Raw genomic sequence first — 13,448 nt, forward strand, 5'->3', positions numbered from 1 at the left:
CGCCCGCCAACAGCGTTCGTTAACCAATCTGAGGAATCTCTGAGTCGGAGTACATACGATGAAATCCCAGGCATCCAAAGTCAACAGGGGATTTGCAATTGCCACAGGTACCGCCATCGCACTTTGCGCATTGGCGGTTTCCCCGGGTGCCGAGGAACAAGCCAGCCTGCAGCTCGCGGCGGCCGTGCAGACGGAATGCGACCGGCTCGCCGGCAGCCCTTACGACCAGCAGCGCAACAGCGAATTCGCGCCGGTCGGCATCGATGATATCGAAGGTTCTGCCGTCAATGCCTGTCGGATGGCCTATGACGCAACCGGTAATCCACGTTTTGCCTATCAGCTCGGCCGTGCGTTCAACAAAATCCAGCAGCCTGACCATGCGATGAGCGCGTATAATGCCGCCGTCCAAGCGGGCTATCCGGCCGCCAAGGTGAATTTCGGCATGCTGATGGGGCGGCTCGGCGACGAACAGGCAGAATTTCAGCTTTACCAGGAAGCCGCTCTCAGCGGCAACGTGCTTGGCGCCTACAATCTCGGCGTCGCTTATCGCGACGGTCTCGGCACCAAGCCGGATGTGAGCAAAGCGCTGCAATGGTTCGAGAAGGCTGCGGCCGAAGGCGATGATACGGCCGCCTTCAACATCGGTACTATCTACGACGAAGGCCAGCTTGTGCCGCAGGACGACCAGATGGCGATCGCCTGGTATGACCTTGCCGCCCAGCGCGGCAATACCGATGCGATGGTCAATCTCGGCCTGATGTATGAGGCCGGCGAAGGCATCGCGGCCGATGCCAAGAAGGCTGCCGAAATGTATCGCCAGGCCGGAGAAGCCGGCGACCTCTTCGGCGCCTACAAGTTCCTGCAGATGCAGGAACTTGGCATCGTTCCGGCACCGAGCGATCCGTCCATGCCGGAAGGCGTGAACTCGCTTGTCCTGAAGCCGGGCGATGTGGAAACGCCCACGACCGTGGCCAAGGAAATCTAAAGTTCAGATTTCCGACCTTAGATTTCTCCGGCCGACGGTCCCCAAACGTCGGTCATGGCAAAGCCTTCCGCGAGTGGATCGAACGGATCAAGCGCCACCTGATGCAGGCCAAACGTAAAACCACGACCGGCGATCGTCGGAATGATCGCCGGTTTTCCCGCAACCGTCGTTTCCGCCGCCAGTCCCACCTCGAATTCCGAGCCGATGATGGAGCGCGACTTGAAGACGTCGCCGACCCTCACCTTGCCACGGGCATGCAAGGCGGCCAAGTTGGCGGAATTGCCCGTTCCGCAGGGCGAGCGATCCGCCCGGCCCGGCCACATCGTGGTGCAGGTGCGTACCGTGCCATCGGCTTCAGTATCGCGGAACATCACATAAGCAACGCCGGAGATCGCCGGGATTTCCGGGTGAACGACGGGTATCTGCCTGTTGATCAGGTCCTTGAGCACCATGCCCGCCTTGACGAGCGCCGCGGCGTTGCCCTTCTCGATCGTCAAATTGATCTGACCGACATCCACCAGCGCATAAAAAATGCCGCCATAACAGAGATCGAGCCTGATCCCGCCCCATTCCGGCGTATCGAGCCGAACCTCGAGCTCGTGCACGAAGGAGGGCACCATCGTAAGCTTGACCTTTTCGCAGCGTCCGTCCCGGCAAGAGGCTGTCGCCTTGACCAAGCCGGCCGCCGTTTCCAACGTCACGACGGTTTCCGGCTCCTTCATCTCGACAATACCGGATTCCAGAAGCGCCGTCGTGACGCAGATGGAGTTCGAGCCGGAGCTCGCATGCGCCTGGTCGGGCTGCAGGATGATAAAGGCGGCGTCCGCATCCGGATGTTTTGCCGGCAGCAGCAGGTTGACGGAGCCAATCGGCGCGCCGCGCGGTTCGAGGCAGAGGAAACGGCGAAGCTCCTGCCCCTTGGGATCGGTGTTCAGCCAGTGAAGCTGGGCGGCGATCGTCTCGCCGGGTATCTTCGGCACGCCGCCGATCGCGACCTTGCCGATCTCGCCTTCGCAATGAACGTCCAGAAGCTGGATCGTGCGCTTCCATCTCATTCCGGGATGCTCCAATCAAACGTGGCGGGTAATGCCGCCATCGACGCGAATGTTCTGGCCGGTGATGTAGCCGGCGCCGTCCGACAGGAGGAAGGCAGCCGTCTTGGCGATCTCCTCCACATGGCCGATACGCTTCATCGGGACCTTATCGGCGGTCTCGGGTTTGTGGTTCAGGCTGTCGATATAGCCGGGTAGAATGCAGTTCATGCGGATGTTGTCCGCCGCATAGCGGTCTGCATAGAGTTTGGTGAAAGCTCCGGCTGCCGCACGGTAGGTACAGGAAACCGGGAAAACCAGCGAAGGCTCATAGGCAGCAAACGTGGTGATGTTGACGAAGGCGCCCTTGCCCTGCTTCAGCATCACCGGTGTCACGAGGCGGGCCATGCGCACCAGCGACAGGATCATCATGTCGGAGCCGAGCGTCCAGGCTTCATCGGTGATGTCGAGCAGATCACCCTTCGGCGGATGGCCGGTATGGTTCACGACGGCGTCGATGCGGCCGTAGGTCTTCATCGCAAGGTCGAAAATTGCCTGAATGTCTTCGGCCTTTTCCGCCACACCGCGGGATGCCACGCCTCCGAGCTCGGCTGCCAGGATCTCGCAGCTTTCCGATGGTGACATCAGAGCCAGCCTGTAACCTTGAGCATTGAGTTCCCGCGCTATCGCTTCGCCCATGCCGCGTCCGCCGCCGGTGATCAGCGCCACCTTTTCCGTCTCAGCCATCGGAACCTCCCTGAAGATTTTGCCGGCGATCAGCCAGCCTCCGCGAACAGGTATATCAGCGCGTCGGTTTTGCCTACTGTCTTCAGCGAAGCCAGAGATAACCGAGGCTCAGCTTCGTGTTGCCGTCACTATAATAATAGGGAAGCGAAAGGGATTGGGGGGGCGACGGTGTCAGCCCCAGGACGTTCACGGATGAAAGGTCGATCGGCGGCGTGCCTGTGGTCTTCCCGCCATCAATCCATATGGCCAAGACCGGTGCCCTCATAGCATCCGGTGGCGGAAAGCCCTCGATCGGCTGCTCGGAATTGATGACGGGCACGTCGGGAAACTGCAGCCGCATATTGCCGGCAAGATGCATACCGCCAGCGACGATCAATGCGGGTCGTTGTTCAGCATTCAGCACTTCCGCGACGGATGCGAAGGGATAGTTTATCCGTGAATAAGAGCCCGTCAGCCCGCTGGTCAGTGTCTTGCCCGCCAGCGGAACCAGGGTGACGGCCATGATGACAACGAAGACAGGCACGAAGCGCCCGAGGTTCGCTCCGGTATCCACACCCGACCGCTCCAGCTTCAGAAGCAGATAAAGCGGCAGGGCAAGCAAATAAGGATCGAGCCAGCGCTCGGTGATCTTGGTCGTTCCCGTGACCAGGATCACGAAGACAACGCCCAGGAGTGCGACCAGCATCATCCGTCCGAGCAGACACGTCCACCGATCCCCAGCCCTCAAGGCACGGCGAAAATCCTTCTTGAAGGCGACCGCGAAGATGACAACCGTCAGAGCTCCGAAGGCAATACAGGCGAGGACGAGGGAACTGAACGCCCTGGCAACACGGGCGGCTCCATGGGGAGCGTTGGCTTCCACCATCTTGCCGATCGTACCGTTCGTTGCGAGATCGATATTGCCGACAAGCCAGAGCGCATGCGGGAGAATGATGGCCAGGCCAACAACGGCGGTCAGAAGCACGCGCGGATCGAACAGGCGACCGCGCCACTCGCGATCACAGAATACCGCAACGACCGTCGCCGCCGGCAGCAGAACGAAATTGTATTTCGAGATCATACCGATGCCGATTGCAATTCCGAGGATCACGTAGCCAATCCAGTCCGGGTGCCTGAGCGTGCGGAAAAGACCATAGAGGAACAGCGAGGTCGCCATCAGCACCGCGACCGTATGGGTGAGATCCTGCTGCGGCATGTAGGAGACCTGCGGCAGAGTAACCAGGCTCAGCATCGCCATCGCCACGACGGCGGGACGCCGATCGAGCTCGCGCGCCGCCAGGCCGAAGAACACGTAGCATAGGAACAGCATGAGGAATTTCGGGAGCATCAGGGAAAACAGCGAAATCCCCATGACGCGAACGAAGGCATTCTGAACCCAGTTGTAGAAAGGCGGCTGCGGTCCGTAACCGGCAAGCCAGTATTGCGAAAACAGCGACTGTTCGGCCTCGTCGAGGGTCAGCGAATTCGGCAGTATCAACCGGACGGCAATGCTCAGGGCAAAATAGATGCCGAGAAACAGCGCGCTCGCCCACAGGCCCCGCGAGAGAAATCGCGTCAGGCGGCCGGGCTCTTCCAAATCTTCGCGCGCGAATATCGCGCCGCTCTCACGATCCATTTCCGTTCCTCGTGGAAGACGACATCCTTCAGCACGTGACACGGCGCACGGCACGGATCAATAACAAACTGGCGACGGCCGGACCTTGGATATAGATCACCGACTGTCGAAAAAAATGGCGCAACGGAGCTCAAGAAGGATAATTCCTGTTTCGCACTTCCCCAGACTGATGTTCGCCTATGTGCAAAATCACGTGGGGCTCGATGCTGTTCGAATACCGGCTCTTCGATCGTCCTGCGTCTTCAGCACCACCCCGATGCGGCAGAAGGCCGCGATCCCATCAGAACAGGCTTGGCATCTTGCCTCTCGACACATTGTTTGATCTACCGCAGTGAGCGGACGATGAGACGCTCCTAGAAATGGAAGCGGTTCGCGGCATGGGTATACGATGGAATCTCGCCTGACCTTCATCGAGCGATTGCTGGTGCGCATTGTCTGCGTGCTTGCACTTGTTATGGTCGGTTTCGGGCACAAGGCCCCAAGCCTGGATTCCACATGGGCCGCCGCAGAGGTTGCCCAATACACCTTGCCGGATGGCAACTTGCCCACCCTTTGCGTGACTGTCACCGATGATGAGGGCGGTGGCAGCGGCAAACACGAATCATTCAAACCCACGGGCTGCGAAGCCTGCCGCCTCTCGGCATCGGTGCTTTTGCCGACTCCGACCGACATGGTCGGGACCATCACGCGCTTCATTCCGGCGGCACGACAGCCCCAGCGCGACGAGACGTCCCCTCCCCGCCTCTTTCCACCCAATACAGGCCCGCGGGCCCCTCCTTCCATGATGAGCATCGCCTAACAGCTCCGAGCTTTTTGCTCAAAGCTGTCGGCGTGGTTCGCGTCCTGCGCTCCATCACAAGGGCCTCTGCCCGGGCGTGCCGGACTTCATCACCGTCATCTGGAAGAAACCAATGTTCAATCTCGTTCGCCGTGCCATGCGCATGGCCAAGCCCGCTGCCCTGTCCGGCATCCTTTGCCTCGGAGCCATCTCGGCAGCGCATGCAGACATCCAAATCACAGACGTGCTCGGACGGCGCGTCATGCTCGAAAAGCCCGCGCAGCATGTGATGCTCGGCTTCTATTTCGAGGACTATATCGCCATCACCGGTCCGACCGCGATCGACCGACTCAAGGCAATCTCACTCAACTACTGGAAAGGCTATCGCCCTCTGCAATACGAAGCTTATCTGAAGACTACGCCGAAAATCGCTGAGCTGATTGATGTCGGAGACGCGGACGCCGGAACCATGTCGGCAGAAAAGATCATCGCCTCGCGGCCGGACGTCGTGATCCTGTCGGCTGGACAGTACAAGTATCTCGGTGCAGCCGCTCGGACGATCGAGCAGGTGGGCATCCCGCTTGTCGTGGTCGACTACAATGCCCAGACGGTCGAGAAACATGTCGCCAGCACGCTTATCATCGGGAAGGTGATGGGGGCCGAGGAGCGCGCCGAAGAACTGGCCGAACAGTACAAGGCAAAAGTCGCCGACACCCTTGCCCGGGTGGAACGAGCATCCAAAAACGCGAAGCCGAAGGTCTATGTTGAATTGGGCCAGAAGGGCGCGGCCGAGTTCGGCAATTCCTATGGCCAAGGCATGTGGGCGGGTGTCGTGGATGCCGCCGGCGGGCGCAACATCGCTGCCGGACAGATTGCAAGCTGGGGTCCGCTGAACCCGGAATACGTTCTTTCGTCGAAGCCGGATGCAATCTTCATCACGGGTTCTGAATGGACCAGCCTTTCGAACGCGGTTTTGATGGGCTTCAACATCCCGCCGGACGTCACCCGCACGCGCGCCGAGCCATATATCGGACGCGCCGGATGGCTGGACCTTCCGGCAGTGAAGAATGGCGAGGTCTATGCCATCTATCACGGCGGCACCCGCACGCTCTATGACTATGCATTTCTGCGCTACATGGCCAAAGCGCTTTATCCGGAAGCTTTTCGGGACGTCGATCCTGCGGCAGAACTCTCTGCCTATTACCGGGCTTATCTGCCGGTGAAGCCCGACGGGACCTTCATGCTGAAGCTCGGGCAAAACAAATGACTATCGCACTGCAAAGGCAGAACCTGCGCGCTCTTTATCGAAAGAGCGTGCAGAGGCGGCTCTGCCTCCTCACCGGCTGCGTCGTCACCCTGGCCTGTCTGATAGCGGTCGATCTGGTGACGGGACCGTCTCCCCTCTCTGCCAAAGAGGCATTCGCCGCGCTGTTTGCCGGCCCCGCCGGTGACGACCGCACAGCGGCGGCCATCGTCTGGTCGATCCGACTTCCCATGACCATCATGGGAGCGCTGGTTGGAATGGGCCTTGGTATCGCAGGCCTTCAGATGCAGACGATCCTCGACAACCCGCTTGCCAGCCCCTTCACTCTCGGATTTTCGGCGGCTGCGGGATTTGGGGCCGCGCTCGCCATCATGTTCGGCGCGGCAGTGCCGATCGTCTCCTGGATCATCGCGCCGCTATCCGCCTTCGCCATGACGCTCGTTGCATGTGCGCTTGTTTACTTCATCGCGCGGCTGCGCGGAGCCAATGCCGAAATACTCGTGCTGGCCGGCATTGCCGTGATGTTCATGTTCCAGGCATGCCAGTCGCTGCTGCAATATCTCGCCGAGCCGGAAGTGCTGCAGCAGATCGTATTCTGGCTGTTCGGCAGCCTGCTCAAATCCACTTGGACAAGCGTCGCCGTCATCGTCGTCATTCTTCTCGGCAGTATTCCGTTTCTGGCGCGCGACGCCTGGCGGTTGACGGCAATGAGGCTTGGCGATGCCCATGCGACCAGCCTGGGCACCGACATCCATGCGCTACGCCGCCGGACATTCCTGGTGATCGCCATGCTGACGGCGGCCTCCGTAGCCTTCGTGGGAACGATCGGCTTTATCGGCCTCGTCGCCCCGCATGCCGCACGCGCCATGGTCGGTGAAGATCAGCGCGTGCTGCTGCCGGCCTCCGGGCTGATGGGGGCAATGCTGCTGGCCGGCGCGTCGATCGTCTCCAAAATCCTCGCGCAGGGCGCAGTAATCCCCGTCGGCATCGTCACGGCCGCGGTCGGCGTTCCAGTGCTCTTCGCATTGATCATGCGGCGCAATGCAGGAGGCTTGCGATGAGCCATGCTCTGGTTCTCGAAAATGTCCGCGTATCGCGAGGCGGTGCTGAGATCATCAAGGGTGTCTCTGCAGAGTTTCCGGCAGCGGGCATTACCGCTATCTGCGGGCCTAACGGTGCCGGCAAGTCCACCTTGATGGCTGCGGCCGCCAACCTGCTTCCGCATGATGGCAAGACTACGTTCAATGGCCGCCGACCGAATGCGACCGAACTTTCCTTCATGCCGCAGGCCCTTGGCCTTCGCGCCCAGCTTTCGGTTCTCGAAGTCGTGCTGCTGGGACGGCTCGACAAGCTGGGTTGGTCGCTTCGTCCCGCAGACATAGACGCCGCGGATGCGGCAATGGCTGCGGTCGGCATAACAGAGTTTGCGGCACGAAGGGTAGACACCCTGTCAGGCGGACAGCAGCAGCTCGTCCTCCTCGCGCAGCGGCTCATTCGACGGCCGGAAATTCTTCTTCTGGATGAACCGACCAGCGCACTCGATCTGCGCCGACAACTGCTTGTTCTGGATATTTTGAAGACCTACGCGGAGGAAAATGGAGCTGTCGTCGCGGTGGTATTGCACGATCTCTCCTTGGCCGCACGCTACAGCAGCAATCTTCTGATTCTTCATGAGGGCCGGAGCGCCTGCCTTGGCCACCCGTCGCATGTGCTGGATGAACCCCTCATCCGCTCGGTCTACGGAGTCGATGCGGAAATCCTGTTCACATCCGGCGGAACGCCGGTCATCGCCCCGCTCAGCCCGTCCGAGACCCCGAGGACGAAGAGTCTCGATAAGTTCCCATATCGACAAGAGACGAACGGGTTGCGCTCAACTTAAGATTTAAAGCGGCAACCTTGGGGATGGCCCGGCCAGTGGGCCATCTCATGTGTCATCATGTTATGGGTCATCTTCCCCGGGCCGAAGCCCTAGAAAAGCGTGACACCAGCGGTGAGCGACGCCACAATGCCGATCAGGACAAATTCCATGTCCTGTCTTCCTTTCACAATCGACCTTCGCTATCGTGAACCGATATCATGTACCGATCGCTCCGCGAATCAGGAAGGCAGATGGCATGACAGAGAGCCAGTCGAAAAACGCCTTGCCCGAGAAACGGCATTCGCTGAAAATGGAGCACCACGATCTCCTCTCCGGCCTTGTGCGCCTGCATGTGCTCCATCATGCAGCCGAGCATGAGATTTACGGCCAGTGGATGATCGATGAACTGGCGAGCCACGGCTACCGCCTGTCTGCCGGCACGCTCTATCCGCTGCTGCACAAGATGACACGCGACGGCTACCTCACCGCACGCGAAGAGCGCGCCGGACGCACCGTGCGCAAGCTCTATTCCATTACCGACAAAGGGCGCGATGGCCTTGCTGTGGCCAAGCAGCGCATCCGTGAATTTACGGGGGAGGCGATGAAAAGATGACGGATACGACGACGAGCCAAGATGAAAACCAGAGCACCCGAGGCTCGGCCGGCGAGGTTTTCGCAGCTTTCCTCAAGCTCGGCCTCACCTCCTTTGGCGGGCCAATCGCGCATCTCGGGTACTTTCGCGACGAACTGGTTCTGCGGCGCAAGTGGATCGATGACAAGGGCTATGCCGACCTCGTGGCGCTCAGCCAGTTCCTGCCCGGTCCGGCATCGAGCCAGGTCGGTTTCGCCCTGGGGCTTCTGCGCGGCGGGCCGCTCGGCGCGCTTGCCGCCTGGACGGCCTTTACCTTGCCGTCGGCCATTCTGCTCGTCCTCTTCGCCTACGGCGCAGCGGCATTCGGCGGACCGATCGGCGGTGGCATCATCACCGGCCTCAAGATCGTCGCTGTCGCCATTGTCGCCCAGGCCGTCTGGGGCATGGCGAGGAACCTCTGCCCGGACCGCGAGCGGGCCACCATCGCCCTCGGTGCGGTGCTGATCATCGTTCTCGTGGCAGGTGCGCTCGGACAGGTGGCGGCGATCGCTGCCGGTGCCGTGGCGGGCCTTGTCTTCTGCCGCAACCATCAGGCGGAGATCACCCGGCACATCGAATTCCCAGTTTCGCGATTGTTCGGGGCGATTTCGCTCTCGCTTTTCATCGCTCTGCTCGTCGGACTGCCCATCGTCACCTCCGCTACGTCTTCGCAAGGTTTCTCCGTCTTCGACTCGTTCTACCGCGCGGGCTCGCTGGTCTTCGGCGGCGGACATGTCGTATTGCCGCTTCTCGAAACGGAGGTCGTTCAACGCGGCTGGGTCAGCCACGACCAGTTTCTTGCCGGCTACGGAGCGGCGCAGGCCGTGCCTGGGCCGCTCTTTACCTTTGCTGCCTATCTGGGAACTGTTTTGGAGCAGGCCCCCAACGGTCTCGCCGGAGCGGGCATTGCGCTGATTGCCATCTTCCTGCCGGGCTTTCTGATCCTGCTTGGCGTTATTCCGTTCTGGGACAGCTTCCGCAAACGCGAAAGCGCGCAAGCCCTCATGCGCGGCGCCAATGCCGCCGTTGTAGGCATTCTCGGCGCGGCACTTTACGATCCCGTTTTCACCAGTGCGATTGTCGGTCCGCGCCAATTTGCGCTGGCGCTGACCTGCTTCGTGCTGCTGATGGCGTGGAAGGCCGCACCCTGGATCGTCGTGCTCGTCGCTGCGGCGGGTGGCGTGCTGATCGGTATGGGCTGACATCAACCCGCTGCCGGAAAGCGTTCGGAAGCCCTTCGCGCACTGCGCCGCGACGGCCTCGAACGATAGAACGCAGTACGGCCCGCAGCAGTAGGCCACGATCCCTTGGCCGGGAGGAGCCTGTCGGGTTTCGGAGGCGAAACTGTAAAAGCAGTCATACCCACATTCAGTGAACAAAACCGAATTTCAGCTTCCGAAAATACCTCTTGGAAACCTGTCGCAAAAGTCAGTCGCATAACGCCGACTTTTGCGAGAGATTCTTGCGACGGAGATTGCAGCGATTTCTCAGTCCCGTCGATTTCGTCGCGAATGTCAGGAATTACGCAACACGACAGCTATAGGCTCGCCTTGTGGAAAGCTGACAACCCGCTTTGGTAGAGGCCAGTCCGCTACAGCTTCCGGCTCGCCGTCCCCGTCACCATCGGCGTTCTTGAGCCGTGAAGCGAGTTGGTCGAACGTTGTCCGCGCCTGCTGCGACAACTCGGTTGAACCGGGGGAAAGGTCCTTTGATAGACCCCAGTAATCCCACGGTTTCAGTTCCAGCTTACGCAGGGCTGCGATTTCTCGAAGCAGGCTTCCCGCGACGAACCCCTCTCCCCCAAGGTTGAGGCTTGACACGCCAAATCGTGAGGCAATCGCAGGCTCGTCTTTGATCCTGAACCATGCCTCGCTTGCTGTTAGGAACCGCTCGCGCGGCACATCCAAGGTATCGAAAGAAAGCCCCCCGATAGCCGCAAACTCCACATCAAGCCGTTTCCAACGCCCGCCGTCATGCCATTCGCAAAGCCAATGATCTTCCCATTGGCCAGGCACCGGATAATCGGCAAACCCGACACGGAGGCGAGCCGGAATGCCGCGCTCACGAAATCGACTAACCGCCAGTATAGCGAAATCCCGGCATACGCCGCCGACCTTGTGCTGTGCGGAATCGCCTTCCAGCAAATTGCGTTTCACGGCGACAGACAGAATCTCTGTCACCGAACGAAGCTCCAGATCGGCGGCCTGTTCAGGTGTGAAGCCACGTTCTTCGGACTCAGCCCCGCGAGGATGCTGCATGAATGAGCTAATCCACCGGGCAATTGACTTAGGCTCGACGCCACCGCGCATCAATGTTTCGCGATACGGCCCAGGTTCCGAGTAGATGCTTTGGGAAGCATAGAAGGATTTGCGCATTGCTGTCTCTTTCCAGTTGAGATTGAGACACGACAAGGAGGGCAAATTTTCAAAAATTGTCAATCGGGCGCTTGTCACAAAAGTCCCGGGTTTTGAACCGGTCTTCCGCCTGGATTTTGCGATGTCGCAAAATAGGGAGGTTTGCAACTACGGAATAGGCCATTCGAAATGGAGTCGTTCGTTCGCGCTACAAAGAACGCCGCCGTTTCTACGCTTTTCTGCGCACAGGCTATGCTTCACCTGATGCAAGGCGTAAGTTCGGCAGTTATCGCGTGCTGTGGAGGGCAATCGGCGGTAGTTGGCGCACCCGAAGAGATTCGAACTCCTGACCCCCAGATTCGTAGTCTGGTGCTCTATCCAGCTGAGCTACGGGTGCGTAAGCAAGCAGTGCGTCACCGCTTGCGTGGCGATCCTCTAATGGGTGCTGCGAAGGATTGCAAGCGATTTTACCGCGGGCCACGTCATTTTACTGTCACTTCTCGCTCAAACCGTTGAGAAGCAACATTTATTTGCGTCAGGCCCGAGCCCGGTAGTCTTCCAGCGAGACCGGGCGGTCGGGAATTTCGATCCTGAACTGCGTGCCAGGACCGGGTTTTTCCACAAGCGCGATCGTGCCGCCATGCGCCAGAACCAGTTCGCGGGCGATTACCAGGCCGAGGCCGGTGCCTCCTGAACGGGCGGAGCCGCGGAAGGCCGCGAACAGATTCTCGCGCGCCTTGCGCGGCATGCCGGGGCCGGTATCGTCGATCATAATGCTGACCACGCTGCCCACCCGATGCGCCGAAACGGAGATCCGGCGGACCATGGACGCATCCTGAGGGTCAAAGGTCGTAAGCGCCTGCACGGCATTGCGGCAGAGATTGTGGATGACCCGGAAAAGCTGCTCACTGTCGCAATCCACCTCCAGGTCGGCCGCCACCTGCTCCTGGAATTCGATACCCGCATCCGGATCGATAGCCAGGATATCGCGTACTTCCTGGCAAAGATCGGCGAGCCGGATGCGCCGGCGGCGCGGCGCGGCTTCGGAAGCCTGACCGTAGGCAAGCACCTCACTCGTATAGCCCACGGCACGATCGATCGTGCGCAAAAGCTTCGGGGCGAAACTCCGCACCATCGGATCCTCGACGTCCGTCAGCCGGTCGGACATCAGTTGCGCAGACGCAAGGATGTTGCGCATGTCATGGTTGATCTTCGAAACGGCAAGGCCGAGATCGGCAAGATTCTTCTGCTGCTTCAGTGTGCGTTGCAGTTGCACCTGCATCGCGGTCAGATGCCGGCCTGCCACCGCAAGTTCGCCGCGCGAGCGGTCGGGGGCGAAGACACGGGCAGGATCCTCCGGCTGCTCGGAAAAGCGCTGCATGCTATGGGTGAGCCGCCGGATCGGCAGGATCATCATGCGGTTGATGGCGAGGAAGATCAGAACCGCTGTGAAGAGCGAGATCAGCAAGGAAATCAGAAACATCATCTTTGAATATTTCAGCATGTCCTTGCGCAGCGCGCCATCCGTCATCACCAGCTCGATGACCATGTCGCTCTCGCCGATCGGACCGTAGAAGCGCATCACGCGGCCGCCTCCGAACAGGAGCGTGTCGAGCGCGTCACGCATGGACGCAAGCATCGGCGTATCGGAGAGATCAAAGACCTCGTCCACCTGCGGCGGCATGTCGGTTGCGGCGAGCAGCCGCGAGGTGCCGTCCTTGCGAAGCGCGATCACCTTGGTGCCGGTAGCAAGCAGCGTATCGTCCTGAACGGCGCGGGGAAGCTCGGCCGACTGCAGGCCGTCGATGACGATGCCGGCGGCCGCAGCCGTATCCAGTTTGTCGCGCAGCCAGTTCATCCGCATATTGGCGACGGAGGGCACGAAGATCAGCACTTCGGCGAGCATGACGAAGATGACGGTAAGCCAGAGAAGCCGGCCGGACAGGCCGCGGAAAAGGCGCGGCATCGGCTCCAGGCCCGCGCCCTCCGGCGAGGACCCCGAGCGTCCCGAGGTGTGAACCTCGCCGTCCATGCGGGTCTCCATTTCCGAATTTCGATCCCGACCGGCACCAATATCAGCCGATTTCGGTAATTCTCTATTTTAAGCCTTCGATGCCAATTTACCAGCCCCTTCACCGCAGCGCAAAAAGAAAGCGGAGACGTTTCCGTTTCCGCTTCCTGATCT

12 protein-coding genes and 1 tRNA gene are annotated in these 13,448 nt (G+C 60.3%); 7 read left to right on the forward strand and 6 right to left on the reverse strand.

All coding sequences use genetic code 11. From position 1 onward, the window contains the following. Positions 1-58: 58 nt before the first annotated feature. Entirely contained in the window at positions 59-985 is a 927-nt protein-coding gene (locus ABK249_RS03090) for a tetratricopeptide repeat protein (RefSeq protein ID WP_348862198.1), read from the forward strand. Between the two features lie 17 nt (positions 986-1,002). On the opposite strand, the gene ABK249_RS03095 is transcribed toward ABK249_RS03090, so the two are convergent. The 3 genes from ABK249_RS03095 to ABK249_RS03105 all read right to left on the reverse strand — a co-directional run bounded on the left by ABK249_RS03095 (position 1,003) and on the right by ABK249_RS03105 (position 4,378). Continuing rightward, on the reverse strand, positions 1,003-2,040 hold the full coding sequence (locus tag ABK249_RS03095) for a 4-hydroxyproline epimerase (RefSeq protein ID WP_348862199.1): 1,038 nt from the start codon (positions 2,038-2,040) through the stop codon (positions 1,003-1,005). Between the two features lie 15 nt (positions 2,041-2,055). Continuing rightward, positions 2,056-2,763 (reverse strand): SDR family oxidoreductase, encoded by a 708-nt coding sequence (locus ABK249_RS03100; RefSeq protein WP_037159073.1) that lies wholly within the window; start codon positions 2,761-2,763, stop codon positions 2,056-2,058. 82 nt (positions 2,764-2,845) lie between these two features. Next, a complete protein-coding gene (locus ABK249_RS03105; protein ID WP_348862200.1) occupies positions 2,846-4,378 on the reverse strand; it encodes a glycosyltransferase family 39 protein in 1,533 nt (510 codons plus the stop codon). A 388-nt stretch (positions 4,379-4,766) separates the two neighbouring features. On the opposite strand from ABK249_RS03105, the gene ABK249_RS03110 reads away from it, so the two are divergent. From ABK249_RS03110 to chrA, 6 genes are all read left to right on the forward strand, one after another. Beyond that, entirely contained in the window at positions 4,767-5,177 is a 411-nt protein-coding gene (locus ABK249_RS03110) for a hypothetical protein (protein WP_348862201.1), read from the forward strand. A 112-nt stretch (positions 5,178-5,289) separates the two neighbouring features. Beyond that, the gene (locus ABK249_RS03115; RefSeq protein WP_348862202.1) at positions 5,290-6,423 is read left to right on the forward strand and encodes an ABC transporter substrate-binding protein; all 1,134 of its coding nucleotides are present in this window, start codon (positions 5,290-5,292) and stop codon (positions 6,421-6,423) included. After that, complete coding sequence (locus ABK249_RS03120) at positions 6,420-7,481, forward strand: FecCD family ABC transporter permease (protein ID WP_348862203.1); 1,062 nt, start codon at positions 6,420-6,422, stop codon at positions 7,479-7,481. The genes ABK249_RS03115 and ABK249_RS03120 overlap by 4 nt, the downstream gene beginning before the upstream one ends. Beyond that, a complete protein-coding gene (locus tag ABK249_RS03125; protein ID WP_052183173.1) occupies positions 7,478-8,299 on the forward strand; it encodes an ABC transporter ATP-binding protein in 822 nt (273 codons plus the stop codon). Before ABK249_RS03120 ends, ABK249_RS03125 begins: the two co-directional genes overlap by 4 nt. A 235-nt stretch (positions 8,300-8,534) precedes the next feature. After that, positions 8,535-8,891 (forward strand): PadR family transcriptional regulator, encoded by a 357-nt coding sequence (locus tag ABK249_RS03130; protein ID WP_463139865.1) that lies wholly within the window; start codon positions 8,535-8,537, stop codon positions 8,889-8,891. Then, positions 8,888-10,111 carry a chromate efflux transporter gene (chrA, locus tag ABK249_RS03135; protein ID WP_348862204.1) on the forward strand — a complete coding sequence of 408 codons (1,224 nt, stop codon included), beginning with the start codon at positions 8,888-8,890 and terminating at the stop codon, positions 10,109-10,111. The genes ABK249_RS03130 and chrA overlap by 4 nt, the downstream gene beginning before the upstream one ends. A gap of 312 nt (positions 10,112-10,423) precedes the next feature. Here the strand turns inward: chrA and ABK249_RS03140 are convergent, their stop codons facing one another. From ABK249_RS03140 to ABK249_RS03150, 3 genes are all read right to left on the reverse strand, one after another. Then, positions 10,424-11,347 (reverse strand): transglutaminase-like domain-containing protein, encoded by a 924-nt coding sequence (locus ABK249_RS03140; RefSeq protein ID WP_348862205.1) that lies wholly within the window; start codon positions 11,345-11,347, stop codon positions 10,424-10,426. Positions 11,348-11,583: 236 nt separating this feature from the next. Next, positions 11,584-11,660 (reverse strand) — tRNA-Arg (locus ABK249_RS03145). A 138-nt stretch (positions 11,661-11,798) separates the two neighbouring features. Continuing rightward, complete coding sequence (locus ABK249_RS03150; protein ID WP_348862320.1) at positions 11,799-13,229, reverse strand: HAMP domain-containing sensor histidine kinase; 1,431 nt, start codon at positions 13,227-13,229, stop codon at positions 11,799-11,801. Positions 13,230-13,448 lie beyond the last annotated feature (219 nt).

The sequence above is a fragment of the Neorhizobium phenanthreniclasticum genome (genome assembly GCF_040066075.1).
GTDB classification, from domain to species: domain Bacteria; phylum Pseudomonadota; class Alphaproteobacteria; order Rhizobiales; family Rhizobiaceae; genus Neorhizobium; species Neorhizobium petrolearium.